At 54.4% G+C, this 26,328-nt stretch carries 22 protein-coding genes; 4 read left to right on the plus strand and 18 right to left on the minus strand.

Features of this window, described 5'->3' with window-relative positions:
- Nucleotides 1–15 precede the first annotated feature (15 nt).
- Nucleotides 16–729, minus strand: a complete 714-nt coding sequence (locus tag ACOXYR_RS11980) for a GntR family transcriptional regulator (RefSeq protein ID WP_421355221.1) — start codon at nt 727–729, stop codon at nt 16–18.
- A gap of 214 nt (nt 730–943) precedes the next feature.
- Here ACOXYR_RS11980 and ACOXYR_RS11985 point away from each other — a divergent pair, with 214 nt between their 5' ends.
- On the plus strand, nt 944–2,212 hold the full coding sequence (locus tag ACOXYR_RS11985) for a PTS sugar transporter subunit IIC (RefSeq protein ID WP_421355222.1): 1,269 nt from the start codon (nt 944–946) through the stop codon (nt 2,210–2,212).
- Nucleotides 2,212–4,431 carry a beta-glucosidase BglX gene (gene bglX, locus ACOXYR_RS11990; protein ID WP_421355223.1) on the plus strand — a complete coding sequence of 740 codons (2,220 nt, stop codon included), beginning with the start codon at nt 2,212–2,214 and terminating at the stop codon, nt 4,429–4,431. Before ACOXYR_RS11985 ends, bglX begins: the two co-directional genes overlap by 1 nt.
- Before the next feature lie 37 nt (nt 4,432–4,468).
- On the opposite strand, the gene cobB is transcribed toward bglX, so the two are convergent.
- Genes cobB through lolC form a run of 5 tightly spaced genes read right to left on the minus strand, consistent with a single transcriptional unit; the run spans nt 4,469 to nt 9,414 of the window.
- On the minus strand, nt 4,469–5,290 hold the full coding sequence (gene cobB / locus ACOXYR_RS11995; protein WP_108475718.1) for a Sir2 family NAD+-dependent deacetylase: 822 nt from the start codon (nt 5,288–5,290) through the stop codon (nt 4,469–4,471).
- 14 nt (nt 5,291–5,304) lie between these two features.
- On the minus strand, nt 5,305–6,216 hold the full coding sequence (gene nagK / locus ACOXYR_RS12000; RefSeq protein ID WP_421355254.1) for an N-acetylglucosamine kinase: 912 nt from the start codon (nt 6,214–6,216) through the stop codon (nt 5,305–5,307).
- Nucleotides 6,217–6,276: 60 nt separating this feature from the next.
- Nucleotides 6,277–7,521, minus strand: a complete 1,245-nt coding sequence (gene lolE, locus ACOXYR_RS12005) for a lipoprotein-releasing ABC transporter permease subunit LolE (RefSeq protein WP_108475719.1) — start codon at nt 7,519–7,521, stop codon at nt 6,277–6,279.
- Complete coding sequence (gene lolD, locus ACOXYR_RS12010) at nt 7,521–8,222, minus strand: lipoprotein-releasing ABC transporter ATP-binding protein LolD (RefSeq protein WP_108475720.1); 702 nt, start codon at nt 8,220–8,222, stop codon at nt 7,521–7,523. The genes lolE and lolD overlap by 1 nt, the downstream gene beginning before the upstream one ends.
- Entirely contained in the window at nt 8,215–9,414 is a 1,200-nt protein-coding gene (gene lolC, locus ACOXYR_RS12015) for a lipoprotein-releasing ABC transporter permease subunit LolC (RefSeq protein WP_421355224.1), read from the minus strand. The genes lolD and lolC overlap by 8 nt, the downstream gene beginning before the upstream one ends.
- 298 nt (nt 9,415–9,712) lie before the next feature.
- On the opposite strand from lolC, the gene ACOXYR_RS12020 reads away from it, so the two are divergent.
- Together ACOXYR_RS12020 and mfd are read left to right on the plus strand one after the other, a co-directional pair.
- The gene (locus tag ACOXYR_RS12020; RefSeq protein WP_421355225.1) at nt 9,713–10,780 is read left to right on the plus strand and encodes an acyltransferase family protein; all 1,068 of its coding nucleotides are present in this window, start codon (nt 9,713–9,715) and stop codon (nt 10,778–10,780) included.
- Nucleotides 10,781–10,923: 143 nt separating this feature from the next.
- Nucleotides 10,924–14,370, plus strand: a complete 3,447-nt coding sequence (gene mfd / locus ACOXYR_RS12025; RefSeq protein WP_421355226.1) for a transcription-repair coupling factor — start codon at nt 10,924–10,926, stop codon at nt 14,368–14,370.
- A 130-nt stretch (nt 14,371–14,500) separates the two neighbouring features.
- On the opposite strand, the gene ptsG is transcribed toward mfd, so the two are convergent.
- The 12 genes from ptsG to plsX all read right to left on the minus strand — a co-directional run bounded on the left by ptsG (nt 14,501) and on the right by plsX (nt 26,268).
- Entirely contained in the window at nt 14,501–15,934 is a 1,434-nt protein-coding gene (gene ptsG, locus ACOXYR_RS12030; RefSeq protein WP_108475724.1) for a PTS glucose transporter subunit IIBC, read from the minus strand.
- A gap of 381 nt (nt 15,935–16,315) precedes the next feature.
- On the minus strand, nt 16,316–17,110 hold the full coding sequence (locus tag ACOXYR_RS12035) for a metal-dependent hydrolase (protein WP_421355227.1): 795 nt from the start codon (nt 17,108–17,110) through the stop codon (nt 16,316–16,318).
- Nucleotides 17,111–17,120: 10 nt separating this feature from the next.
- Entirely contained in the window at nt 17,121–18,125 is a 1,005-nt protein-coding gene (gene holB, locus ACOXYR_RS12040; protein ID WP_421355228.1) for a DNA polymerase III subunit delta', read from the minus strand.
- A complete protein-coding gene (tmk, locus tag ACOXYR_RS12045) occupies nt 18,122–18,763 on the minus strand; it encodes a dTMP kinase (RefSeq protein WP_421355229.1) in 642 nt (213 codons plus the stop codon). Before tmk ends, holB begins: the two co-directional genes overlap by 4 nt.
- Nucleotides 18,753–19,775 (minus strand): cell division protein YceG, encoded by a 1,023-nt coding sequence (gene yceG, locus ACOXYR_RS12050; protein ID WP_113858605.1) that lies wholly within the window; start codon nt 19,773–19,775, stop codon nt 18,753–18,755. The genes tmk and yceG overlap by 11 nt, the downstream gene beginning before the upstream one ends.
- 1 nt (nt 19,776) lies before the next feature.
- Nucleotides 19,777–20,586: an aminodeoxychorismate lyase gene (pabC, locus tag ACOXYR_RS12055; protein WP_421355230.1), complete on the minus strand. Its 810-nt coding sequence runs from the start codon at nt 20,584–20,586 to the stop codon at nt 19,777–19,779.
- Between the two features lie 141 nt (nt 20,587–20,727).
- Entirely contained in the window at nt 20,728–21,969 is a 1,242-nt protein-coding gene (fabF, locus tag ACOXYR_RS12060) for a beta-ketoacyl-ACP synthase II (RefSeq protein WP_108475730.1), read from the minus strand.
- Nucleotides 21,970–22,057: 88 nt separating this feature from the next.
- Entirely contained in the window at nt 22,058–22,294 is a 237-nt protein-coding gene (gene acpP / locus ACOXYR_RS12065) for an acyl carrier protein (RefSeq protein WP_003857954.1), read from the minus strand.
- Between the two features lie 209 nt (nt 22,295–22,503).
- A complete protein-coding gene (gene fabG / locus ACOXYR_RS12070; protein ID WP_108475731.1) occupies nt 22,504–23,238 on the minus strand; it encodes a 3-oxoacyl-ACP reductase FabG in 735 nt (244 codons plus the stop codon).
- 11 nt (nt 23,239–23,249) lie between these two features.
- Nucleotides 23,250–24,179 carry an ACP S-malonyltransferase gene (gene fabD, locus ACOXYR_RS12075; protein WP_108475732.1) on the minus strand — a complete coding sequence of 310 codons (930 nt, stop codon included), beginning with the start codon at nt 24,177–24,179 and terminating at the stop codon, nt 23,250–23,252.
- Nucleotides 24,180–24,195: 16 nt separating this feature from the next.
- Nucleotides 24,196–25,149 (minus strand): beta-ketoacyl-ACP synthase III, encoded by a 954-nt coding sequence (locus tag ACOXYR_RS12080; protein WP_108475733.1) that lies wholly within the window; start codon nt 25,147–25,149, stop codon nt 24,196–24,198.
- Between the two features lie 60 nt (nt 25,150–25,209).
- Nucleotides 25,210–26,268 carry a phosphate acyltransferase PlsX gene (gene plsX, locus ACOXYR_RS12085; RefSeq protein WP_108475734.1) on the minus strand — a complete coding sequence of 353 codons (1,059 nt, stop codon included), beginning with the start codon at nt 26,266–26,268 and terminating at the stop codon, nt 25,210–25,212.
- Nucleotides 26,269–26,328 lie beyond the last annotated feature (60 nt).

Here is a 26,328-nt window from a genome sequence, read left to right on the forward strand (position 1 = left end):
ACGCCTCCGGCACGTTTATTGTCGTGCCACTTGCCGCGGCCAAAAATACTGCACATTAAATTCATAACTATTATTATAAAGAATAGAATAATCGAGAATGGTATGGTGGATATCCACCGCCTGCGTTTCCATTCTCATGACCGGATCTTTAACGCTAATATTCAGTATCTGCGCCACCTCTTGATTCGCCAGCTCGGTCGAAAACGTTTCAAACGATCCTGATAGGATTATTCCACACACGCGTTCAAAAAAATCAAACTTTGATTTATTCATATCGCTGATTGTTAGCTGCGGAAACCGTGTGACCGAAAGCCAGGTGTTTTCCAGTTGCATAGGAATATTATCGATGAGGCGTATTCGTTTCACCTGATAAACCCACTCGCCGGACGCAATGTTTAGTTTTGCGGCGATCTCCTCTGTGGCGGGTAACGCTTCAAACTTCAGTACGCGACTGGTGGATGGCTTACCATGCAGGCGCGCAATTTCGCTAAAGCCCATCGAGGTATTGACCTGCGGCGTAAATTTCTTACCGCACAAGAAGCTTCCGGCCCCCTTTCGTGTCTCAATGACGCCCTCTGCAGCCAGTTCCGCCAGTGCTTTACGGATAGTGTTGCGCGAGACATTCCAGCGCTGTGCCAGTTGATATTCAGGAGGTAAAGCGTCCCCCACAGAAATATTATTACTGCAAATTAATTCCCGAATGGCATAAATAATATTTTTATAAATCATCTCGAATTCAATCCATAAAAGAACAACTTTCAGACACCTTAAATCCAGCGATATCAATTAACTATCTTTTTTCTGACTGAAATGCACGCCAGATGTTCATTTTCTGCTTTAGAGTAGAACAGGTTGTTATGTTTAAAGATTGATACGCTTAACATATTCCCGTTTTGATAATCACAAAAATAACGGCAACCTCGGCCAATTAAATATATTTACCATGAATAAATTTGAGAAAGCTTTTCAGAAATTAGATCCTATTATTGCCGCTCTGGGGCGCAGCCCATGGTTGCAAACCATCTCTGTATCAATGGTTTCCACCATCGCTATTACGCTTATCGGCTCGATTAGCGTGTTGCTTATCGTTTTCCCCATCGATAGCGTGCATCAATTCTTTGTCGCAACAAAGATGGTTCCGGTATTCAGCGGTGTCGCCACCTGCACACTGGGTATGCTGGCACTCTACGTCACCTTTTTTATGGCACGCCATCTGGTCAGTCATTATGACGTCGAAGTCGACGGCTCCCTCTGCGGCATTGCCGCCGTGATGGCCTTTTTGATCGTCACGCCGCTGGCGGATGCCGAAGGCAATATCAGCGCCATTCCTCTTACCTGGCTCGGCGTGCAGGGGGTTTTCTCGGCCATGCTGATCGGCCTTGGCGTTGGACGGCTGTTCATCTTTGTGGTGCAACGCGGCTGGACAATAAAAATGCCAAAAGGCGTTCCGCCCATGATCAGCCGTGTTTTTCAGGGGCTATTACCCTTTCTGACCGTAGGCCTGGTGGCGATGCTGATTAACCGCGCCTTTATGGAAACACCCTGGGGCAGTTTCCACCAATGCATCTATACGCTGATTCAGCAACCCCTGAAAGGGCTGGGCGGAAGCCTGCTGGCATTCCTGCTGGTAACGTTGATTATGCAGATCTTCTGGTTTTTGGGCATTCACGGAACCAATGTCGTGCTGCCGCTGGTGACGCCCATCTGGCTGGCCATGGATCTTGAAAATCTGGCTGCCTGGCAGAACGGTCAGGAACTGCCTAATGTGTTGGGCCTGGCATTCTTAAATATCGTCACCTGGGGGGGGCTGGCGCTGGGGCTGGTACTGCTGATGTGCCTGTCACGCAGTAAGCAATTTAAACAGGTTGGCCGTCTGGCACTCACGCCAGCCCTCTTTGGCATCACTGAACCTGTTATTTTCGGTACCCCGTTAGTGATGAACTATCACCTGATGGTGCCTTTTATCACCAATAACGCGATTGCGATAACGCTTTCCTGGGCGCTGATCAAGATGGGGCTGGTCGCCAAAATTGTCGGCGCGCAAACCATTTTCGGCCTGCCGCTGGGCTTCTTTGCCTCTATTGGCGGCGCGACCTCCATTATTCTCCTGCATCTTTTTTTACAGCTGATTCCTTCCCCCTTACTGTGGTTCCCGTGGTTTAAGCTGGCGGAAAAAGCGGCGCTGAAGCGTGAAACAGAGGAAACCCACTGATGAGCAGAATCACCACGCTGCTGGCGCAAATGACGCTGGAGGAAAAAGTCGGCCAGCTAGTGCAGCTTTCCGGCGAGTTTTTTGTCGACGAGCCTCAGCTTACTGTTGGCCCAAAAGCGAAGCTTGGCATCAGCCAGCAACAGGTTCAGTGTGCTGGCTCGGTTTTAAACGTCTCAGGCGCGAAAAAGACGCGTCATATTCAGGAGCAGTATCTGCAAAACAGCCGTTTGAAAATTCCGCTGCTGTTTATGGCGGATATCGTGTACGGCTATCGCACCGTTTTCCCCATCCCGCTGGCGCTGGGCTGTAGCTGGTCGCCCACGCTGATTGAACGCTGCTGTCAGGTGGCGGCGAAAGAAGGCGTCAGCGCAGGCAGTCATGTGACCTTTGCGCCGATGGCCGATCTGGTTCGCGATGCACGCTGGGGCCGCTGTATGGAGTCGACAGGGGAAGATCCGCTACTCAACAGCCGTATGGTCAGCGCCTGTGTGCGCGGCTTTCAGCACAACCTGGAACGCGGTGAAGGACTGGCGGCCTGTGTGAAGCATTTCGCCGGATATGGCGCGCCTGTCGCCGGGCGCGATTACAACACCGTTGAGCTTTCTCGTCAGTCCCTTTTCGACGATTATCTCCCGCCTTATCTTGCCGCAGTTAAGGCAGGCTGCAAACTGGTGATGTCAGCCTTTAATACAATCGATGGCATCCCCGCTAGCGCGAATCGCTGGTTGTTGCAAACCGTCTTGCGCGATCGCTGGCAGTTCGACGGCGTGACCATCGCCGACTATGCCGCCGTAAAGGAACTCATCCCTCACGGCGTGGCAGAGGATGAGCGCCATGCCAGCCAACTGGCCTTTCTCGCCGGGCTGGATATCGACATGAAATCGCCCTGCTATGTCAATTATCTGGCCGGGCTGGTGAATGAAGGCGTTATTCCAATGAAGCGGCTGGATCAGGCAGTAACACGCGTATTGCAACTTAAAGAAACCCTGGGGTTGTTTGACGACCCATTTCGCGGCGCATCAGAAGAAAAAGAACGGGCATGGTTTTATCACCCGGATCATCTGGCGCTGGCGCGGGAAACCGCTGCCCGCAGCCTTGTACTGTTAAAAAACGACAACGCCGTGCTTCCGCTGAAACCCGGCATAAAAGTCGCGCTGATTGGCCCCTATGCCGATAATCCGGATATTATTGGCCTGTGGGCGGTCTATGGCGAGAAGTCACGCAGTGTCACCCTGAAACAGGCACTCAATGAGGTGATCACATCGGAAGAGCTGCTAAGTACGCAGGGCTGCGATCTGCTGCTTAATTATGATTTTCTTGGTGAATTTGGTGCCACAACCCAGGTTGATGCGCAATTCTGCATGAGTGAAGAACAACGGCAAACCGAGCAGGCGCGCGCATTGCAGTATGCGCGTGAGGCCGATGTCGTGCTGCTGGCTATGGGTGAGCACATGATGCAGAGCGGTGAAGCCGCAAGCCGCACCGATATCCATCTCCCGCGACATCAGGTTTCGTTCATTCAGGCGATCGCGCAGGCCTCGAAGAAAACGGTATTGATCCTGTTCAACGGTCGTCCACTGGTGCTAAGCGATGTCGTGGAGCATGTTGATGCCGTCATTGAGGCGTGGTTTCCCGGCAGTGAAGGTGGGCACGCGATAGCTGATGTACTGTACGGCAAATCGAACCCGAGCGGACGTCTGGCGATGAGTTTCCCACGTGCAAACGGCCAGGTGCCGATTTATTACAATGCACTCGCGACCGGCAGGCCCGCGGATAAGTCCGACCACAGCCCCCGGTTTATTTCAAAATATCTCGATTGCCCCACTACGCCACTCTTCCCGTTTGGCTTCGGGCTCTCATGGCATCGTGTCGAACTCAGCGAATTAACCCTCGCCGCACAATTTAGCGCAGGCGAAACGCTGAGTGTGGGTATTACGGTGCGAAATCTGACGTCACATGCCGGCATTGAGACAGTCCAGCTCTATCTCCGCGATTGCGTCGCCAGCGTCGCGCGTCCGGTCATGATGCTGAAGGATTTCAGGCAGATCACCTTACGCGGCGACGAAACGCGACGGGTGATTTTTGAGGTGAGCGAGGAGATGCTCGCGTTCTACAACGCGGATGGCGAGCAGGTTATTGAACCCGGGAGATTCAACATTTTCGTCGGCACCAGTAGCGTAGACGTACTGGAGGGCGAATTTATCTACCGCGCAGATTAAGCGACTGCCACCCGGCGAACATCGCCGGGTGGCAGGATTACATTTTTTGCAGCAGTTTTTCCACGAATGCCGGCACCACTTCACTCGCCAGCCCGTAGTACTTCTCTTCAAATTCGCTGCCCACCTGGCTGGGTTCGAGATTAAGCTCCACGGTTTTCGCGCCGTGAAGTTTCGCTTCATGCACAAAACCTGCCGCCGGATAGACGTGACCGGAGGTTCCAATGGCGATGAAAATATCGGCCATAGAGAGCGCCAGATAGATGTGGTCCATCTCAAACGGCATCTCGCCAAACCAGACGATATGAGGACGCAGCGGCGCCGGGAACTGACAGCAATGACATTTGTCGTCCGGCGTCACATCATCAGTCCAGTCCAGCACTTGCCCGCTCTGCGTGCAACGCACTTTGAGCAATTCGCCGTGCATATGCAGCACATTTTTGCTGCCAGCGCGCTCGTGCAGATTGTCGATATTTTGCGTCACCAGCATAAAGTTATCGCCCAGCGCCTCTTCCAGCTTCGCCAGCGCGATATGCGCGGCATTCGGCTGGATTTCAGGTTGCTGGAGCTGTCTGCGGCGCGCATTGTAAAACGCCTGAACCAGCGCCGGATCGCGCTGGAATCCTTCCGGCGTGGCGACATCTTCAACCCGATGCTCTTCCCACAATCCATCAGCCGCGCGAAACGTGCGAATACCCGATTCAGCCGAAATACCGGCGCCCGTTAGCACAAGAACTCTTGGTTTATCCATATGCTCTGGTATCACCCTGTCAGTGAAAAAAATCCGCTGGCGCAGACGCTGGCGCAGCTGACGTTTATTCCGACGAAAACGGCTCAATCGATGTAAGCGGCGCGACTGCATATCTACTCCATGTATTAGTTTGTGAGATGAAGGAAGGCAGCGCCGCGCATTCCTCCCGCGTCACCGTGCCTTGCGCGTTCTATGCGCGGTACGGCAGCGACGGGGAGTAAATGGCGCGGCAGGCGCTGCGCAAGCCCATCTGTAATAGCTGAAAAGTTTGATAACCCGCCACCGAGAACCACTAAATCAGGGTCCACGATAGTTAAAATATTGCCCAGGCACACCGCCAGAAGATCCAGATAGCGCTCAACGTGTTCACGCGCCTGCCTGTCGCCCTGCCCCCACAATGCGACGATCTCCGGTGAGGTCAGTTGCTGGTGATAAAAATGTGTATAAAGCCAGGCGAATCCGCGCCCGGAAAGGTAATTTTCGATGCACCCCAGTTGCCCGCAGCCGCAGCGGGTTAACGGAAAATCACGCCCCACCACGTCCAGCGCATCAACGGGTAAGCGGATGTGCCCGAACTCTCCGGTAATGTAGCGATGACCCGTAATCGATTTGCCGTTCTGCACAATACCGCCGCCGACACCGGTGCCAAGAATTAACCCCATCACCAGCGGGTATTGGGTAAATTCATCGTCCCACGCTTCTGAGATAGCGAAGCAATTAGCGTCGTTATCGAGACGGACATCGCGATCCAGTAAACGGCTCAGATCGTTGCGCAGCGGTTTACCCGACGCGGCAGGCACGTTAGCCGCATACAGCGTGCCGTCTTCGGTTTCCGGCATACCCGGAATACCAATACCCACGGTTCCCCGACAATTGAAGCGAGCGTCGGCTTGCGCGACCAGCCCGCAAACAGCTTCAAGAAACGCGTCGTAACTCTCTTTTGGCGTGGCGACACGTGTTTCCCAGACTAACTGTCGCGTCATATCGAACACGCCGAGTGCAATTTTGCTGCCGCCTATATCAAATCCATAATGCATCATCGTAAATTCCTCTTACTGACGCGCGCAGCGGCAAAACTGCACCGTCAGGACGTTAAATTACTGGCCACTCAGCACCCTCGCCGGGTCGATACGGCTGGCGCGGCGAGCCGGATACCAGCTCGCCAGCAAACTCAGCAGCAGTGCGGTGACCAGCACATAAAAGACATCCAGCCAGTGAAGTTCAGACGGCAGGAAGTCAATAAAATAGATATCACCAGACAAAAATTTATGGCGCGTAACGCCTTCAATCCACTTAATAATCGGCGTCAGATTCAGCGCGCACAGCACGCCAATCACCACACCGAGAAGGCTGCCCAGCAGGCCAGCGAGTAAACCATACCACACGAAAATCGCGCGGATCAGCCCGTCTTTTGCGCCCAATGTGCGCAGCACCGCAATATCGCTACTTTTATCTTTCACCGCCATCACCAATGTCGAGACGATGTTAAAGCACGCCACGCCGATCACCAGCACCATTGCCAGATACATAATCGCGCGGATCATTTGGATATCGCGGTACATATAGCCGTAGGTGCCAATCCAGCTCTGAATCGTGACATAGCTGTTGGTCACTTCCCCTGCCGAACGCACCAGTTTATTGGCGTTAAAGACATCGTTAACTTTAATGGCGATGCCCGTGACACTGTCACCCATTTCCAGATACTGCTGAGCATCCTGCAGTGGAATCATGGCAAAGCTATGATCGAGCTGGCCGCTAAGCTGCAAAATGCCGGAGACATGCAGACGAATGCGTTTAGGTTGCAGCAACTTATGTTCCGCGTTGGCATTCGGGATCATGATGGTCAGCCAGTCGCCCTGCTTCACCTTCAGCGCATCCGCCACGCCTTTGCCGATGATGATTTGCTGGCTACCAGCCTTGAAGTCGCTCCAGCTTTCGCCCTGCACAAATTTCGGCAACGCGCTTAAACGGCTTTCCTGCGCAGGATCGACACCTTTCACCTGTATCGCGCGCATATTGCTACCGCTTTCCACCAGCCCGGTGAAAGTAATGTACGGTGCCGCCGCCGCGATGCCGTTCACTTTTTCAACCTGCGGCAGGATGGTGCGCCAGTTGCTCCACGGCTGGTTAACCGCTTCAATTTGCCCGTGCGGCACCACGGCCAGTACGCGGTTGTTCAGCTCGCGTTCAAAGCCGTTCATGGCGCTTAAACCGAGGATCAATACCGCGACACCCAGCGCGATACCGACGGTGGAAATCACGGAGATCAGTGACACCATGCCGCTGCGGCGTCGCCCACGACTAAAGCGCAGGCCAATGAGAAGAGAGAGAGACGGAGCCATCAATCTGCTCCCATCAGGGATAACTGATCGGTAAGACGGCCATCGCGCATCTCAAGCTGGCGTCCCATACGTTTCGCCAGTTGCAGGTCATGGGTAACCACCAGAAACGCCGTTCCCTGCGACTGATTCAATTCCCCCAGCAGTTTAAATATGCTGTCAGCGTTTTTGGCATCCAGGTTGCCGGTCGGTTCATCCGCCAGCACCAGACGCGGGTTGTTAACCAGCGCACGGGCAATTGCCACGCGCTGGCGCTCACCACCCGAAAGTTCTGACGGGCGATGACGCGCACGATGTCCAAGCCCTACGGCGTTCAGCATCTCTAAGGCGCGTGCGTTGATTTCCGCCGATTTTTTCTTGCCAATAAGCAGTGGCATCGCCACATTTTCCAGCGCGGTGAAATCGGGCAGCAGATGATGGAACTGATAAATAAAGCCCAGCTTCTGGTTACGCAACTCAGCTTTTGCCGCCGAAGAGAGCTTGCTCATCGGCTGACCGCTGAAAATAACATCACCGGAGGTCGGCGTATCGAGCCCACCCAGCAGGTGCAGCAGCGTACTTTTACCGGAGCCGGAGCTACCGACAATCGCCATCATCTCGCCTTCGCCTACGTTAAAGCTCACATTGTGCAGCACGTCGGTTTGCACAGAGCCTTCCTGATAGCGTTTGCACAGGTTGTCGCATTGCAACAGGATCTTATTCATAACGTAAAGCCTCAGCGGGTTGAGTGGCGGCAGCGCGCCAGGAAGGATAAAGCGTAGAGAGTAACGCCAGCGCCATCGCCACCAGCGCAATCACGATGACCTGCAACGGGTCGATAGCTACCGGCAGCGCCGCGCCATCGAGAAACGCGCCGGTAACTGGCATTAAGTTATTAAGCTGGCTGGCGAGCAACACGCCCAGTACGGCGCCAAGCAGCGCACCAATCACGCCTGCGCTCGCCCCCTGAACCATAAAGACCATCAGAATTTGACGTGGTGTCAGCCCCTGGGTTTGCAGAATGGCGACTTCGCCCTGCTTTTCCATCACCATCAACCCCAGAGAGGTAATGATATTGAAGGCCGCCACCGCGATGATCAGGCTCAGCAGCAGCCCCATCATGTTTTTCTCCATGCGCACGGCCTGGAACAGCTCGCCTTTACGCTCGCGCCAGTCCTGCCATTTGGTGCCTTCCGGCAGCGTTTGCTGGCTAAGAGTGTCAACCTGCAACGGCTTATCAAGCCACAGACGCCAGCCGGTGATATTCCCCGCCGGATAGCGCATCAAGCGCGAGGCGTCCTGAATATTAACCAGCATTTGGTAACCATCGACTTCGCTGCTCGCGGCGAAGGTGCCGATGACATTAAACAGACGCTGGCTCGGAACGCGGCCCATCGGCGTAAACTGACTGGCCGACGGCACCATCACGCGCAGTTGGTCGCCACGATTAACGCCCAGTTGCCCCGCCAGCTGTTCACCAAGAATAACGTTGTATTTGCCCGCTTCCAGCGCACTCTGTTTGACGTTGACCAGATATGGCGTCAGCGGATCTTTCTGGGCGGGATCAATCCCCAGCATCACGCCAACCGAGACATTGCGCGCGCTTTGCAGCACCACATCGCCGGTGGTTAACGGTGCAACCCGCGTGACGCCCTGAAGCTTAACGTCTTTCTCAGGCAGCGTTTGGGGATTGAGTGAACCGTTTTCAGCGGTCAGGATGGCCTGGGGCATCAACCCCAGAATGTTGTTTTGCAGCTCGCGTTCAAAACCGTTCATCACCGAAAGCACGGTGACCAGCGCCATTACGCCAAGCGTAATGCCGATTGTCGACAGCCAGGAAACAAAGCGACCGAAGCGGTCCGCTGCACGCCCACGCATGTAACGCAGGCCAATGAATAGTGCGACAGGTTGATACATGTAATCCGTCTTTGCTGATAGCAGAGGCATGAGTATATAAGCGAAAGCAAAGAGCGTAAATGAGTGAAACAGTAAGTTTTCGTCATTGCCCGGTTAAAATATTCCTAAAAATCAAGCAACTGGTTCCAGATTAGCAGATAAAACAGACGATTGATGTCCACAATAACGTGGAAATAAAGGGCTATCTGTTACCTGATCCTTTTCTGAAAATGGTCTTAATACAGACTGTTACCCATTACATCCTTTTTTATGGCCTTCAGGATAACGCCTTATTTTTTGGCAACAAAGGCACGGCGACATGCAAAAAAAGACACTCTGGATCAATCAGATAAAAGGGCTATGCATCTGCCTGGTGGTGGTGTACCACTCGGTAATTACCTTCTATCCGCATCTCTCTGCGTTCCAGCATCCCTTGTCAGAGACGCTCTCAAAATGCTGGATCTACTTTAATTTATACCTCGCCCCGTTCCGCATGCCGGTCTTTTTCTTTATCTCGGGCTTTCTCATTCAGCGCTATGTTGCCGAGGTGCCGTGGAAAGGCTGCGTTGATAAGCGCATCTGGAACATCGTTTACGTGTTGGCGCTGTGGGGGCTGTTGCAGTGGCTGGCGCTACGCCAGTTAAACAGCTGGCTGGCGCCGGAGCGCGACCTTGGCAATGCCGCCAACGCCGCCTACGCTGATAACCCCGGGGAGTTTTTGTATGGCATGCTGACCGCCAGCACCAGCCTGTGGTATCTCTACGCGCTGGTGGTCTACTTCGTTTTCTGCAAACTGTTCGCACGCGCGAAAGCGCCGCTCATCATCGCGTTAGCCCTTCTCAGCGTGGCAATCAACTTCCTGCCGCTACCGTGGTGGGGAATGAACAGCGTGATGCGTAACGTTATCTATTATGCGCTGGGCGCATGGTACGGCACGGCGATTATGGCCTGGCTAACGACAGCGCTACCACGCAAGGCATTTGTTCCACTTCTGGTTTTCGCGCTCGCCGCCGTATCACTCTACTTCAAAGGGATACCGCTGCTGATGGCACTGCTGTCGATTTTCGTCATCATGAAGCTGTTCTGGCGAGCCAGTCACGTGATTCAACCGCGCGAAAATAACTGGCTGAACGTTGTAGGTTCAAACACCATCGCCATCTACACCACGCACCGTATTCTGGTCGAAGGCGCAAGCCTGATACTCATCAAACAGGTCAACGGGCATGCGCTTACGGCAACCAGCGAACTGGCGCTGCTGCTCACTTACCCGCTGCTAAGCCTGATCGTGTGTACGTTGTTTGGCCTTTTAGTGCGCCAGATTTCGCGCCGCCTGACGGACGATCTGCTGTTTAGCCCACCGGCAAAACGCGCGCTGGCGACGTCCTGACCCCTCACGCCAGGCTTTCGGGCCTGGCATTGACTCACCTCGATTTTCCGCAGTTGCACTCCCGCCGCCATCACGGATAATAAGCGTAATAAATTGATATTTTTACCGTGTCACTTTGCGGTTTCTGGAGAACGTGCCCCGCTATGCCTGAACTAGCCCGTTACGCCCTACCCACCAAAGCTGGCGATCAGCGTCAACTGGGGGAATTGACCGGTGCGGCCTGCGCCACGCTGGTCGCGGAGATTTCCGAACGTCATACCGGCCCGGTTATCCTGATTGCACCGGATATGCAGAATGCCCTGCGATTGCACGATGAAATCAGCCAGTTTACCGATAATCTGGTGATGAACCTTGCTGACTGGGAAACGCTGCCTTACGACAGTTTTTCACCGCACCAGGATATTATTTCGTCTCGTCTTTCAACGCTTTATCAATTGCCGATGATGCAGCGCGGCGTGCTGATAGTGCCCGTAAGCACGCTGATGCAGCGTGTTTGCCCGCACAGTTATCTGCACGGCCACGCCTTGATGATGAAAAAAGGGCAGCGTCTGTCACGCGATGCCTTGCGTGCGCAGCTCGACAGCGCGGGTTATCGTCACGTGGATCAGGTTATGGAGCACGGCGAGTACGCTACGCGCGGCGCGCTGCTCGATCTCTTCCCGATGGGCAGCGAGCAGCCATATCGTCTCGATTTCTTCGATGATGAAATTGACAGCCTGCGCGTGTTCGATCCGGACAGCCAGCGCACGCTGGAAGAAGTCGACTCCATTAATCTTCTGCCTGCACACGAATTCCCAACCGATAAGACCGCCATCGAACTGTTCCGCAGCCAGTGGCGCGATAAATTCGATGTGAAGCGCGATGCCGAGCACATCTATCAACAGGTGAGCAAAGGTACGCTGCCTGCGGGGATTGAGTACTGGCAGCCGCTATTCTTTAGCGAACCGCTGCCGCCGCTGTTCAGCTACTTCCCGGCCAATACGCTGCTGGTCAATACCGGCGATCTCGATGCCAGCGCCACGCGCTTCCAGGCGGATGCTCAGGCGCGCTTCGAGAATCGCGGCGTTGACCCGATGCGCCCGTTACTGGAGCCCGAACGCCTGTGGCTGCGCCCGGACGAGCTCAACGGTGAGCTAAAAAAATGGCCGCGGATTCAGCTCAAAACTGAGCATCTGGCGGAGAAAGCCGCCAATACTAACCTCGGCTTCCGTCCACTGCCAGAGCTGGCGATTCAGGCGCAAAACAAAGCGCCGCTGGATAACCTGCGCCGCTTCCTGGAATCGTTTACCGGCCCGGTGATTTTCTCCGTGGAGAGTGAAGGACGTCGTGAAGCGTTAGGTGAGCTGCTGGCGCGGATTAAGTTGTCACCAAAACGCATTCTGCGGCTGGATGAAGCGACGGATACCGGGCGTTATCTGATGATTGGCGCGGCGGAGCACGGGTTTATCGACACGCAGAATAACCGGGCGCTGATTTGCGAAAGCGATCTGCTGGGCGAGCGCGTGGCACGACGTCGTCAGGACTCCCGCCGCACCATCAATCCTGATACCTTAATCCGCAACCTGGCCGAGCTCCATATCGGCCAGCCGGTGGTGCATCTGGAACACGGGGTTGGGCGCTACGCAGGGATGACCACCCTGGAGGCTGGCGGCATCAAAGGTGAATACCTGATGCTGACCTACGCCAACGAGGCCAAACTCTATGTGCCGGTCTCCTCGCTACACCTGATTAGCCGCTACGCGGGCGGTGCAGAAGAAAACGCGCCGCTGCATAAACTGGGCGGCGATGCCTGGGCACGCGCGCGGCAGAAAGCCTCTGAGAAAGTGCGCGATGTCGCGGCAGAGTTGCTTGATATTTACGCCCAGCGCGCGGCGAAAGAAGGCTTTGCTTTTAAACACGATCGTGAACAGTATCAGCTTTTCTGCGATAGCTTCCCGTTCGAAACCACGCCGGATCAGGCGCAGGCCATTAATGCTGTATTAAGCGACATGTGCCAGCCGCTGGCGATGGACCGCCTGGTGTGCGGCGACGTTGGCTTTGGTAAAACCGAAGTGGCGATGCGCGCCGCATTCCTTGCCGTTGAAAACAACAAACAGGTGGCCGTGCTGGTTCCAACCACCCTGCTGGCGCAACAGCACTACGATAACTTCCGTGACCGCTTCGCCAACTGGCCGGTGCGTATTGAAATGCTCTCTCGCTTCCGTAGTGCCAAAGAGCAGACACAAATTCTCGAGCAAGCGGCAGACGGTAAAATCGACATTCTGATCGGCACCCACAAGTTGCTGCAAAGCGACGTGAAGCTGAAAGATTTAGGGTTGCTGATTGTCGATGAAGAGCACCGCTTCGGCGTGCGTCACAAAGAACGCATTAAAGCGATGCGCGCCGACGTGGATATCCTGACGCTCACCGCCACGCCAATCCCGCGGACGCTGAATATGGCGATGAGCGGCATGCGTGATTTGTCGATTATTGCCACCCCGCCTGCGCGTCGACTGGCGGTGAAAACCTTCGTGCGTGAATACGATAATCTGGTGGTGCGTGAAGCCATTCTGCGTGAAATTCTGCGCGGTGGTCAGGTCTATTACCTGTTTAATGACGTTGAAAACATCCAGAAAACAGCGGATAAACTGGCTGAACTGGTGCCAGAAGCGCGTATCGCAATAGGCCATGGACAGATGCGCGAACGCGAACTGGAACGCGTGATGAACGATTTCCATCACCAGCGGTTTAACGTGCTGGTGTGTACCACTATCATCGAGACCGGGATCGACATTCCCACCGCCAATACCATCATTATTGAACGGGCGGATCACTTCGGTCTGGCGCAACTGCACCAGTTGCGTGGCCGCGTGGGGCGTTCGCATCACCAGGCCTATGCCTGGCTGCTAACACCGCATCCAAAGGCGATGACCACCGACGCGCAGAAACGTCTGGAAGCCATTGCTTCGTTGGAAGATCTCGGCGCGGGGTTTGCGCTGGCGACCCACGACCTTGAAATTCGCGGCGCGGGTGAACTGCTTGGTGAAGATCAGAGCGGTTCAATGGAAACCATTGGCTTCTCGCTCTATATGGAACTGCTGGAAAACGCCGTCGATGCGTTGAAAGAGGGCCGCGAGCCGTCGCTGGAAGATCTCACCAGCCAGCAAACGGAAGTTGAGCTGCGTATGCCGTCGCTGCTGCCGGACGATTTCATTCCTGACGTCAATACGCGTCTCTCTTTCTATAAGCGTATCGCCAGTGCAAAAAGTGAAAGCGAGCTGGATGAAATCAAAGTGGAACTGATTGACCGCTTTGGTCTGTTACCGGATGCGGCGCGAACGCTGCTGGATATCGCGCGTTTGCGTCAACTGGCGCAGAAGCTGGGTATTCGGAAGCTGGAAGGTAATGAGAAAGGCGGCGTGATTGAGTTCGCAGAGAAAAACCATGTGAACCCGAGCTGGTTGATTGGCCTGCTGCAGAAACAGCCGCAGCACTTTCGCCTGGACGGCCCAACGCGGCTGAAGTTCTTCCAGGACTTGAGCGAGCGTAAAACACGGATGGAATGGGTGCGGCAATTTATGCGCCAGTTAGAAGAGAACGCCATCGCGTAATGCCCAATATCAGGCCTACCCTTCACTGAACTGTAGGCCTGATAAGCGCAGCGCATCAGGCAACCTCAGGTTGCAAAAAGGGGAGCCATTCGGCTCCCCTTTTCTTCTCCCCAACTTCGCTCAACCGAGCTTAGTTATTGCGGATGTATTCATCCATTTCGGTTTTCAGGTTATCGGATTTCGTACCGAAAATCGCCTGAACGCCGGAACCCGCAACAACCACACCTGCCGCGCCCAGTTTCTTCAGCCCAGGCTGGTCAACTTTGGCGACATCCGCCACGCTAACGCGCAGACGGGTGATGCAGGCATCAAGGTTAGTGATGTTTTCTTTACCGCCGAAAGCAGCCACCAGAGCCGGTGCCATTTCGCTGGTCGCGCCAGCTTTGCTGTCTTCGGATGCATCTTCACGACCCGGCGTTTTCAGGTCCAGTGCTTTAATCAGCACGCGGAAGACGGTGTAGTAAACGATCGCATAGCAGATACCGACAATCGGGAACAGCCACAGTTTGCTGCTGTTACCAGACAGAACGATAAAGTCGATCAGGCCGTGAGAGAACGACGTACCGTCACGCATACCCAGCAGGATACAGATCGGGAATGCCAGGCCAGCCAGAATCGCGTGAATGACATACAGGATCGGCGCAACGAACATGAAGGAGAACTCGATCGGCTCGGTAATACCGGTCAGGAACGAGGTCAGCGCCGCGGAGATCATGATACCGCCCACTTTTGCACGGTTTTCCGGTTTAGCAGAGTGCCAGATAGCAATCGCCGCAGCCGGCAGGCCGTACATTTTGAACAGGAAACCACCGGACAGTTTGCCCGCAGTCGGGTCACCGGCCATGTAACGCGGGATATCACCGTGGAACACCTGGCCTGCTGCGTTAGTGAATTCACCAATCTGCATCTGGAAAGGTACGTTCCAGATGTGGTGCAAACCGAACGGCACCAGGCAGCGTTCGATGAAGCCGTAAATACCAAATGCCACGACCGGGTTCTGGTAAGCAGCCCACTGTGAGAAGGTCTGGATAGCAGTACCAATCGGCGGCCAAATGAAGGAGAGCACGATGCCCATAAAGATTGCGGTCAGACCAGAAATGATCGGAACGAAACGTTTACCGGCGAAGAAGCCCAGATACTCAGGCAGCTTGATACGGTAGAAGCGGTTGAACATGTACGCGGCGATCGCACCGGCGATAATACCGCCGAGAACACCGGTATCCGCCAGGTGCTTCGCGGCGATTTCTTCAGCCGGGAGATGCAGAACCAGCGGCGCAACCACAGCCATGGTTTTTACCATGATGCCGTAGGCCACAACGGAAGCCAGAGCGGAAACACCGTCGTTATTGGTGAAGCCCAGTGCAACACCGATAGCGAAGATGAGCGGCATGTTGGCAAAAACGGAACCGCCCGCTTCCGCCATAACATGGGAAACGACGGCTGGCAGCCAGCTGAAGTTTGCAGAACCGACGCCCAGCAGGATACCTGCGATAGGCAGTACGGATACTGGCAACATCAGTGATTTACCGACCTTTTGCAGGTTAGCAAATGCATTCTTAAACATAATTGAGAGTGCTCCTGAGTATTTGTGCTTTTACACATCACCTTTCGGGCTACGTCTGCGTGAGCGGCAGTTACGGTGCCTGCTGACGCAACAAGAATGATGTTGTGTATTTTTTCTACGTTTTCACGCATTAGCGAGGGGGGAGTAACCTCGCGATGTAACGGGCATCTAAGCGCCCTTTATTTATTACACAGAGTAAAATAAATACCCTGAACTTTGTTTGACGGCTATCACGTTTCAATGAGCGACAGATGAAATACTTATGAAACTTTACATAACTGATTGCCAAATGTTACAAAAAATCCATCCACCGCCATTTTTATGGCGGTGAACTTTACTCGCTTTGATTATTAATTACGAGCTTTAAAATAAGCCGTGAAATCAGGGAAGTTGCAGGCGGGCGGGCTCAATATGGAAGAGACGGGCAAAGTTTTGTGTTGTCTGCTGCGCCAGTTCTTCGACGGAAACGCCCTTCAGAACGGCCATGTACTCCGCAACATCACGCGTCATCGCGGGCTGATTCTCTTTCCCGCGATGCGGTACTGGCGCCAGATACGGCGAATCCGTTTCAACCAGCAGACGATCCAACGGCACATACCGTGCGGCATCGCGCAGTTGTTCAGCATTCCGGAAGGTGACAATCCCGGAGAAAGAGATATAGAACCCCATATCCAGCAACTTACCTGCGGTTTCTCTGTCTTCTGTGAAACAGTGTAGTACGCCACCGCAATCCGTCACTTTTTCTTCGCGAAGAATCGCCAGCGTATCAACACGTGCGTCGCGTGTATGCACGATGACAGGTTTATTCAGTTCGCGGCCAATCTGAATATGCTGGCGGAAAGAGACCTGCTGGCGGGATTTCGTTTCCGGCGTGTAATAATAGTCGAGCCCGGTCTCCCCCATAGCGACCACGCCCTCTTCTGCCGCCAGACGGCGCAGTTCTTCTACATCGTACTCTTCATCCTGATTCAGAGGGTGGACGCCGCAGGAGAAAACAACATCAGGACGCTGGCCGACCAGATCGCGCATGCTGCGATAACCCGGTAAGGTTGTGGCGACAGCCAGACAAAATTTCACATCGCGTGCGGCGGCTTTGGCCAGCACGTCATCTACATCTTTATGCAGTTTTTCATAATCGAGGCCATCAAGATGGCAGTGCGAGTCGACTAAAAACATAATGTCTCTCTTAGAGATGCGATACCGGCAGTACCGCACCAGGTTGCAAGTAATGTTCCCAGCGCAGAAGGCGCTCGGTGAGGATCAGTTCGCGGTTCAGGCCCGTCACGTTCAGCAACTGTTCGCGACAGGTACAGATATCCGCCACGATAGCCTGAAGACGCGTGGCCGTTACCCCATGAGCAATCTGGTGCACTAACGCGGCGTAATCGACGTTCACGATAGTGCGAATCCCCTGCTGTTGCTTGAGCGCGTCCAACAGTAACGATGCCAGCCAGTGCAAACGCTGGGCCACCGTTTCATGGTTTAGTAACGGCAGCAGTGCCAGCCAGTCACCGCTGCTAAGGGTAGCAGAGAGTCCCTGACACAGTTTTGCCCGGGGTGTCCAGTTCTCTTCCAACAGTAGCGTTTGCGCCGCAGCAGGCGCGCCGGCACTGAGGCGTAACGCCGCCAGCCGTTCATTTTGTGACATTGTCACTTCACGTTCCAGCCACGCTAAACCGTATTGTTCAGACGGTGGGGCGAGATGGAAAAGACGACAACGGCTGCGCAAGGTTGCCAGCAAACGCGCAGGTTCCTGACAGGCGAGGAAGAACCAGGTATTTTTCGGCGGCTCCTCCAGCGTTTTCAGCAACGCATTGGCGGCGGCTTCTGTGAGGATCGCGGCATCGGCAATCCATACCACTTTAGCGCCGCCCAGGCGGGCATGCTCGTACAGCTTCTCGCTGACCTCACGCACCGCATCAATACCCAACGTGCTCTTGCCCTTTTCCGGCGCAAGCGCGTAATAGTCCGGATGCGTACCAGCCTGCATGAGTTGACAGCTATGGCATTTTCCGCAGCTTTTATGCCCCTCAGGCTGCTGGCACATCAGGTAACGCGTCAGGGCATAGACCAGTGCTTCATCGCCCATGCCAGCGCGCGCCTGTACCAGCAACGCATGATGACCCCGAACGGCCTGATAGCTGGTAATCAGCTGTTCAAAAGCGGGACGCAGCCACGGATACCATTTCATGCCTGCTGCTCCGCAACCCAGTCAATAACCGTTTGGCGGATGTCGCTCATAACCCGCTCCAGCGGTTGCGTCGCATCGATAGTGCGAATGCTGTCATCGGCCGCCGCCAGCTCAAGATAACGCGCGCGGGTACGGTTGAAGAAGTTCAGCGACTCCTGCTCAATACGGTCAAGATCGCCTCGCGCACGGGCGCGCTTAAGGCCCACTTCCGGCGTAACATCCAGATAAAGCGTCAGGTTCGGGCGGAAATCCCCCAGCACTGCATTGCGCAACGTCGCCAGCATATGTTGATCGATACCGCGTCCGCCGCCCTGATACGCCTGGGTGGAGAGATCGTGGCGATCGCCAATCACCCACTCGCCCTTTGCCAGCGCCGGTTTAATGACCGTCTCAACCAGTTGTACGCGTGCGGCATAGAACATTAAAACTTCGGCTTTGTCGGTGATCACTTCATCGCCGACAGATTTGATATCCAGCACCAGACTACGCAGTTTTTCAGCAAGGACAGTCCCGCCCGGCTCACGGGTAAAAACCAGATCCGTGATGCCCAGTTCCTGCAAGGTTTTTACCACCACATCGCGTGCAGTGGTTTTCCCTGCGCCTTCCAGACCTTCGATGACGATATAGTTACTGCGCATTTTTTTCCTTAAGGGCTTTTAAATAGTCCTGCACTGAGCGGTTATGGCTGACCAGATTGGTATTAAAGGTGTGTCCGCCTTTTCCGTCAGCAACAAAATAGAGATACGGCGTTTTGGCCGGATGAGCCGCAGCGTTCAGCGACGCTTCCCCAGGTGCCGCGATCGGCCCCGGCGGCATACCAGCAATCACATAAGTATTGTAAGCCGTTGGCGTTTCCAGATCTTTACGCGTCAATTTACCATTATAACGCTCTCCCATGCCGTAAATCACGGTTGGGTCGGTTTGCAGGCGCATACCGATACGCAGGCGGTTAATAAAGACAGAGGCCACACGATCGCGCTCTTCAGCCACGGCAGTCTCTTTCTCAATAATTGAGGCCATCGTCACCAGTTCGTTCTTATCTTTATACGGCAGCCCTTCCATACGCCCTTCCCAGACCTTATCGACCTCGGCCACCATTTTCTGGTGCGCACGTTTGAGAATCGCCACATCGCTGGTATTGGCCGTGTACATCCAGGTATCCGGCCACAGCCAGCCTTCCACCCAATCCGGGTGTTCCAGCTCAAGCACTTTTGCAACGGTTTCGTAGCTGTCATCGGCCAGCGTATGTTTTACATACGGCGCCTCGCGTAGCTGACGCAGATAGTCACTCACCCGCATACCTTCGACGAAGCGCAGCGGAAACTGTGCCTCTTTACCGCTCTCAAGCAATTGCAGCATTTCGCGTACGGTCATGGATGGCGTAAAGCGATAGGTACCGGCCTTGAAGTGAGAGAGCTCGGGCTCAAGGCGCAGCAGCCACTGAAAGACGCGCGGACGATTAATGATTTTTTCGCCGTAAAGCTGTTGGCCCAGCGCCAGGCGGCCGGTTCCCGCTTTGAGGGAGAAAATGGTCTCTTCCTTAATTAACAGCGTACTGTTCGCCAGTTGACGAACTTTCCATGCGCCAATGCCCGCAGCGATAGCCATCACTACCAGCAGTATCAAAATAACGCCTAACAATTTCTTCATGCTAATCAGACAACTCACAAAGTGGGGCTAAATAGTGGTAAAGTTCGCGTGACGGCCAATCGTGCCCGGCATAATGCTGCACCGGTACTATCGGCATCAACGCATTGCAGATTAACACTTCGTCTGCATCGGCTAACGCTTCCGGCAGTGCGACCACCTCAATCAATTGATAAGGCGATTCGGCAAGCTGCGCAATAATATGCTGGCGCATAATTCCATTCACGCCCGCCTGGTCAAGGCGCGGCGTGAAAACATCTCGCCCCTTACGCCAGAACAAGTTAGCCGCACAGCATTCCGTAACCCACCCTTCGCTGTCAAGAACCAGCGCCTCTTCGGCGTCCGTCTGCTCAAGATGAGAGCGGATCAGCACCTGTTCCAGCCGATTAAGATGCTTCAGACCCGCGAGATACGGATTGCGCCCGAGACGTACCGGGCTCAGCGCTAACGTTATGCCTTCCCTGCGCCAGTTCATGTAATGGGCAGGTGACGAGGAGGTAGCAAGAATTCGCGTCGCAGCGAGACAGTCCGCACCGCTGTAGCCTCTGCCCCCCACTCCGCGGCTGATAATGACTTTCAGCACGCCTTGCTGTTGCTGAGTCGCCAGTTGACGCATTTCGTCTTGCAGGAGAGTCCAGTCATTGAAGACGATGTTTAAACGCTGGCAGGCAAGATGTAAGCGGGCGAGATGGGCAGAGAGAAAGGATACGCCCCCCTGTGCTATCCGGGCAGTCGTAAAGCAGCCGTCGCCGAACTGTGTTGCTCTGTCGTTGACCGCGAGGGTGTCCTGTTCCAGGCCGTTAATCAAGAACATAAGGCGCTCCTTTTCGGTGGGCGGATAGTGTCGCAGGATGAATAGCACAGGACAAGCAGAGAAAACTGAAGATAAAAAAAGACCCGCAAAGCGGGCCTTCTTAAACGGTCTTACCGTCGGCGGGCAAACCCGCCGTCAGCATTAGATCTTTTTAAAGATCAACGAACCATTGGTGCCGCCGAAGCCGAAGGAGTTACACAGGGTGTATTCCATTCCGCTTACCTGACGGGCTTCGTGAGGAACAAAGTCCAGATCGCAACCTTCATCCGGGTTATCCAGGTTGATGGTTGGCGGTACAGCCTGATCGCGCAGTGCGAGGATAGAGTAGATTGATTCTACCGCACCCGCCGCACCTAACAGGTGACCGGTCATGGATTTCGTTGAGCTCACCATTACGCGGCTGGCTGCATCACCGAAGACAGATTTCACCGCCTGCGCTTCTGCTTTATCGCCCGCCGGCGTTGATGTGCCGTGTGCGTTAACGTAGCCAATCTGGCCCGGTTCAAGCGCCGCATCACGCAGTGCATTGACCATCGCCAGCGCCGCGCCCGCGCCGTCTTCCGGCGGCGACGTCATATGGTAAGCATCGCTGCTCATACCAAAGCCGACAACTTCAGCGTAGATTTTCGCGCCGCGTTTTTTCGCATGCTCGTACTCTTCGAGTACCACCATACCTGCACCGTCACCCAGCACGAAGCCATCACGCTCTTTGTCCCACGGACGGCTCGCTGCCTGTGGGTTGTCATTGCGGGTAGAGAGTGCGCGCGCTGCGCCAAAGCCACCCACACCGAGCGGAGTACTGGCTTTTTCTGCGCCACCGGCCACCATCGCGTCTGCATCGCCATAGGCGATGATACGTGCAGCGTGGCCGATGTTATGTACGCCTGAAGTACAAGCCGTTGCGATAGAGATACTTGGCCCACGCAAACCAAACATGATGGTCAGATGACCGGCCACCATATTAACAATTGTGGATGGAACAAAGAACGGGCTGATCTTACGCGGTCCGCCGTTTACCAGCGAACTGTGGTTTTCTTCGATCAAGCCGAGACCACCGATACCGGAACCAATAGCGGCACCGATGCGGGTTGCGTTCTCTTCCGTCACTTCAAGGCCAGAATCCTGCATGGCCTGTACGCCAGCGACAATTCCATATTGAATGAAGGCATCCATCTTGCGCTGTTCTTTGCGCGAGATAATGTCATCACAGTTAAAATCCTTTACTAAGCCAGCAAATTTCGTTGCATAGGCGCTAGTATCGAAATGGTCGATCAGGCTGATGCCACTCTGACCGGCAAGGAGAGCTTTCCAGGTAGACTCTACGGTATTGCCGACAGGAGACAACATGCCCAGTCCGGTCACAACTACACGACGCTTAGACACGGTTGTCCTCCAGGGAGGGAATAAATAAGATTCGTTGGGATAAAAAGATAAAACTCAGGCGGTCGAGTGACCGCCTGGAGATGTTCACTTACGCCTGGTGACCGTTGATGTAATCAATGGCAGCCTGAACGGTGGTGATTTTCTCAGCTTCTTCGTCCGGAATCTCAGTATCAAACTCTTCTTCCAGAGCCATTACCAGCTCAACGGTGTCAAGAGAATCTGCGCCCAGGTCTTCAACGAAGGAAGCGGAGTTCACAACTTCTTCCTGCTTAACGCCCAGCTGTTCGCCGATAATTTTCTTAACGCGTTCTTCGATAGTGCTCATACTCTTAAATTTCCTATCAAAACTCGCTTTCGCGATGGTTTTCGTAGTGTATAAAATGTTGAAAAATTTGCAACTAAATCCCGGCAGGTCTTACCACGATTTTACGTTATTTTGAGGCCATACCCCCCAATAACGCAAATCATTTTGCACTAATTATGCCCAGAACTACGTAGACTGCGCGCATCCTGAGCATTTTGTGCAAATCGCGGTCAGACCATGTACATCCCGCCGTTCACATGCAAAGTTTCACCCGTGATGTAAGCTGCTTCGTCGGATGCCAGGAATGCAACCGCGTTGGCGATTTCCTGTGCGCCGCCGAGGCGACCCGCAGGAACCTGCGCCAGGATACCCGCACGCTGGTCATCAGACAGCGCACGCGTCATGTCCGTTTCAATAAAGCCCGGAGCAACAACGTTCACCGTAATGCCGCGAGACGCAACTTCACGCGCCAGCGACTTACTGAAACCGATCAGACCGGCTTTCGCCGCAGCGTAGTTAGCCTGACCAGCATTTCCCATGGTACCAACCACAGAACCGATAGTAATAATACGACCGTGACGCTTTTTCATCATAGCGCGCATTACTGCTTTTGACAGACGGAAAACTGATGAAAGATTCGTTTCGATGATATCGTTCCACTCATCGTCTTTCATGCGCATTAACAGGTTATCACGTGTAATCCCGGCATTATTGACCAGAATGTCCACTTCGCCAAATTCTGCGCGAATATTTTCCAGAACAGATTCGATAGATGCCGGGTCGGTCACATTCAACATCAGACCTTTACCGTTCGCACCCAGGTAGTCGCTAATCGCCTGCGCGCCGTTTTCACTGGTCGCAGTGCCGATAACTTTCGCGCCGCGGGCGACGAGAGTTTCAGCGATTGCGCGGCCAATACCGCGGCTTGCGCCTGTCACCAGGGCAATTTTTCCTTCAAAGCTCATGCGTTCCTCTTTTATTGCGCAAGTGCCGCTGACAGGGCTTCCGGCTCGTTGATCGCCGATGCCGTCAGGGTATCTACAATACGTTTGGTCAAGCCGGTAAGGACTTTACCCGGTCCAACCTCATACAGGTGCTCAACACCTTTCGCGGCCATCAGTTCTACACTCTTCGTCCACTGAACCGGGCTGTACAGCTGGCGGATCAGGGCATCACGAATGGCGTCCGGCGCGGTTTCACACTGCACATCCACGTTGTTGATGACCGGGATCTGCGGTGCGTTGAAGGTGATTTTTGCCAGCTCAACGGCCAGTTTCTCAGCAGCAGGCTTCATCAGCGCACAGTGAGACGGTACGCTGACCGGCAGTGGCAACGCACGTTTTGCGCCAGCGGCTTTACAGGCAGCACCCGCGCGTTCAACGGCTTCTTTGTGTCCGGCGATAACCACCTGGCCCGGCGAGTTAAAGTTCACCGGAGAAACCACCTGCCCTTCGGCAGATTCTTCGCAGGCTTTGGCGATAGACGCATCGTCCAGGCCAATAATAGCGGACATGCCGCCGGTGCCTGCCGGCACGGCTTCCTGCATAAACTTGCCACGCAGTTCCACCAAACGAACCGCATCAGCGAAATTAATGACGCCAGCGCAAACCAGCGCAGAATATTCACCCAGGCTATGGCCAGCCATCAGAACCGGCGCTTTACCGCCCTGCTGCTGCCACAAACGGTACAGCGCAACGGATGCGGTCAGGAGCGCAGGTTGTGTCTGCCAGGTTTTGTTCAACTCTTCCGCCGGGCCCTGTTGGGTCAGTGCCCACAGATCATAACCCAGTGCGTCAGACGCTTCACGGAAAGTCTCTTCAATAATTGGGTGAGTTGCCGCTAATTCGGACAACATCCCAACCGTTTGAGAACCCTGCCCAGGGAACACAAAAGCAAATTGCGTCATTTTTTTATCCTTATACTTAGAAACGAACCAGTGCAGAGCCCCAGGTAAACCCGCCACCAAAGGCTTCCAGCAGCACAAGTTGCCCGCGCTTAATACGACCATCACGCACCGCTTCATCGAATGCGCAAGGCACAGAGGCCGCGGAGGTATTGCCGTGACGATCCAGCGTCACCACAACGTTATCCATCGACATGCCGAGTTTTTTCGCCGTGGCGCTGATGATACGCAGGTTGGCCTGATGTGGCACTAACCAGTCAAGTTCAGCACGGTCAAGATTGTTGGCCGCCAGCGTCTCTTCGACGATGTGTGCCAGTTCAGTGACCGCAACCTTGAACACTTCATTCCCGGCCATGGTCAGATAAATCGAATTTTCTGGATGAACGCGATCGGCGTTAGGCAGCGTCAGAAGATCGCCGTAGCTACCGTCTGCGTGCAGATGGGTGGAGATAATTCCCGGTTCTTCAGACTGCCCCAGAACCACGGCGCCCGCGCCGTCACCGAAGATAATGATCGTACCGCGATCGGCAGGATCGCAGGTGCGTGCCAGCACATCAGAACCGATTACCAGCGCATTTTTCACCGCGCCGGATTTCACGTACTGGTCTGCTACGCTCAGGGCGTAGGTGAAGCCCGCACAGGCTGCGGCGACGTCAAACGCCGGGCAGCCTTTGATGCCTAACATGCTCTGAATTTGGCAGGCAGCGCTTGGGAAAGCGTGCGTTGCAGAAGTGGTAGCAACAACGATCAAGCCGATATCGTTTTTATCCACGCCCGCCATTTCCAGCGCGCGCTGAGCGGCTTCAAAGCCCATCGTTGCAACGGATTCATCCGGGCCTGCGATACGGCGTTCACGGATACCTGTGCGCGTGACAATCCACTCGTCAGTCGTATCAACCATTTTTTCCAGGTCGGCGTTCGTACGCACTTGCTTGGGCAGATAACTGCCGGTACCAATAATCTTCGTATACATGTACGCTCAATCTTATCCGGTAACATACCCATCAGCTTTGCACATCAGCACGCCGCTCGCTTACTTTGCGTCGTTGTTCTGCGGCTCAAAACCAGCCGGGTATAACAATTCCAGGCGAGCGGCAATCCGCTGAGGGACTTGTCGCTGCACCGCCTGCACTGCCTGCTCGATCGCCACGCAAAACGCGCGTTGATTCGCCGCACCATGACTCTTAATCACCGTGCCGCGTAATCCTAACAGACAGGCACCATTATACTGGTCGGGGTTGAGGTGACTGAATCGCCGGGTCAGACTTTTTTGTAACCAACGTTTTAATAAAATCAGCCACCACGCCGTTTTTTTCCCCTCGCCCTGCGATTTCAGCAGCGATAGGAACATTCTGACAACCCCTTCCATGGTTTTTAGCGTGACGTTACCTGTAAACCCGTCACAAACCAAAACATCTGTTTTCCCCGTCAGCAATTCGTTCGCTTCCAGGTAGCCAATATAGTTCAGAGACGGCAATGTTTTTAGTATCTGTGAAGCATCGCGAATGCTGTCCAGCCCTTTCGTCTCTTCTTCACCGATGTTTAGCAGCGCCACGCGAGGGTTTTCAATGCCAACCACTTCTTCCGCGAGCACCGAGCCCATCACCGCAAACTGAACCAACATTGTGCTATCACAATCGACGTTAGCGCCCAGGTCGAGCACCACCGTCTTTCCCTTCTGCTGATGGGGTAATACCGTCACCAGCGCCGGGCGCTCAATCCCCTGAAGTGGTTTGAGCAGTAATTTTGCGAGCCCCATCAGCGCGCCTGTATTCCCGGCGCTAACGCAGGCTTCAGCTCGCCCTTCTTTCACTAGCTCCAGCGCCACACGCATCGATGTTCCGCGACTGTTGCGGATGGCGTGTGAAGGCCGTGCATCACTGGCAATAACTGACTGTGCAGGGATAATCTGCAGACGAGAGCGCGTCTCAAAATCAGCTTTGGCAAGTAATGGCGTAATATCGTCGGGGTTACCGACCAGAAGAAGTGTGAGTTGCGAATAGGAATTCAGTGCCTGCAGTGCTGCAGGCACTGTCACGGTAGGGCCAAAATCTCCCCCCATGACATCTAACGCCAAGGTTAGATGTGTCAAGGTTATCGTCGCCGCTCGGTTTGGGAATCCCCGCTTACACGGGGAACGCCTCACTAAGCT

It is taken from the genome of Pseudocitrobacter faecalis (assembly GCF_965231525.1).
Taxonomy (GTDB): Bacteria; Pseudomonadota; Gammaproteobacteria; order Enterobacterales; family Enterobacteriaceae; genus Pseudocitrobacter; species Pseudocitrobacter faecalis.

Bases quoted from the DNA above. Each gene is read 5' to 3' on its own strand.
- ACOXYR_RS11980 (WP_421355221.1), bottom strand. From the start codon at position 729: ATGATTTATAAAAATATTATTTATGCCATTCGGGAATTAATTTGCAGT.
- ACOXYR_RS11985 (WP_421355222.1), top strand. From the start codon at position 944: ATGAATAAATTTGAGAAAGCTTTTCAGAAATTAGATCCTATTATTGCC.
- bglX (WP_421355223.1), top strand. From the start codon at position 2,212: ATGAGCAGAATCACCACGCTGCTGGCGCAAATGACGCTGGAGGAAAAA.
- cobB (WP_108475718.1), bottom strand. From the start codon at position 5,290: ATGCAGTCGCGCCGCTTACATCGATTGAGCCGTTTTCGTCGGAATAAA.
- nagK (WP_421355254.1), bottom strand. From the start codon at position 6,216: ATGCATTATGGATTTGATATAGGCGGCAGCAAAATTGCACTCGGCGTG.
- lolE (WP_108475719.1), bottom strand. From the start codon at position 7,521: ATGGCTCCGTCTCTCTCTCTTCTCATTGGCCTGCGCTTTAGTCGTGGG.
- lolD (WP_108475720.1), bottom strand. From the start codon at position 8,222: ATGAATAAGATCCTGTTGCAATGCGACAACCTGTGCAAACGCTATCAG.
- lolC (WP_421355224.1), bottom strand. From the start codon at position 9,414: ATGTATCAACCTGTCGCACTATTCATTGGCCTGCGTTACATGCGTGGG.
- ACOXYR_RS12020 (WP_421355225.1), top strand. From the start codon at position 9,713: ATGCAAAAAAAGACACTCTGGATCAATCAGATAAAAGGGCTATGCATC.
- mfd (WP_421355226.1), top strand. From the start codon at position 10,924: ATGCCTGAACTAGCCCGTTACGCCCTACCCACCAAAGCTGGCGATCAG.
- ptsG (WP_108475724.1), bottom strand. From the start codon at position 15,934: ATGTTTAAGAATGCATTTGCTAACCTGCAAAAGGTCGGTAAATCACTG.
- ACOXYR_RS12035 (WP_421355227.1), bottom strand. From the start codon at position 17,110: ATGTTTTTAGTCGACTCGCACTGCCATCTTGATGGCCTCGATTATGAA.
- holB (WP_421355228.1), bottom strand. From the start codon at position 18,125: ATGAAATGGTATCCGTGGCTGCGTCCCGCTTTTGAACAGCTGATTACC.
- tmk (WP_421355229.1), bottom strand. From the start codon at position 18,763: ATGCGCAGTAACTATATCGTCATCGAAGGTCTGGAAGGCGCAGGGAAA.
- yceG (WP_113858605.1), bottom strand. From the start codon at position 19,775: ATGAAGAAATTGTTAGGCGTTATTTTGATACTGCTGGTAGTGATGGCT.
- pabC (WP_421355230.1), bottom strand. From the start codon at position 20,586: ATGTTCTTGATTAACGGCCTGGAACAGGACACCCTCGCGGTCAACGAC.
- acpP (WP_003857954.1), bottom strand. From the start codon at position 22,294: ATGAGCACTATCGAAGAACGCGTTAAGAAAATTATCGGCGAACAGCTG.
- fabG (WP_108475731.1), bottom strand. From the start codon at position 23,238: ATGAGCTTTGAAGGAAAAATTGCCCTGGTGACAGGCGCAAGCCGCGGT.
- fabD (WP_108475732.1), bottom strand. From the start codon at position 24,179: ATGACGCAATTTGCTTTTGTGTTCCCTGGGCAGGGTTCTCAAACGGTT.
- ACOXYR_RS12080 (WP_108475733.1), bottom strand. From the start codon at position 25,149: ATGTATACGAAGATTATTGGTACCGGCAGTTATCTGCCCAAGCAAGTG.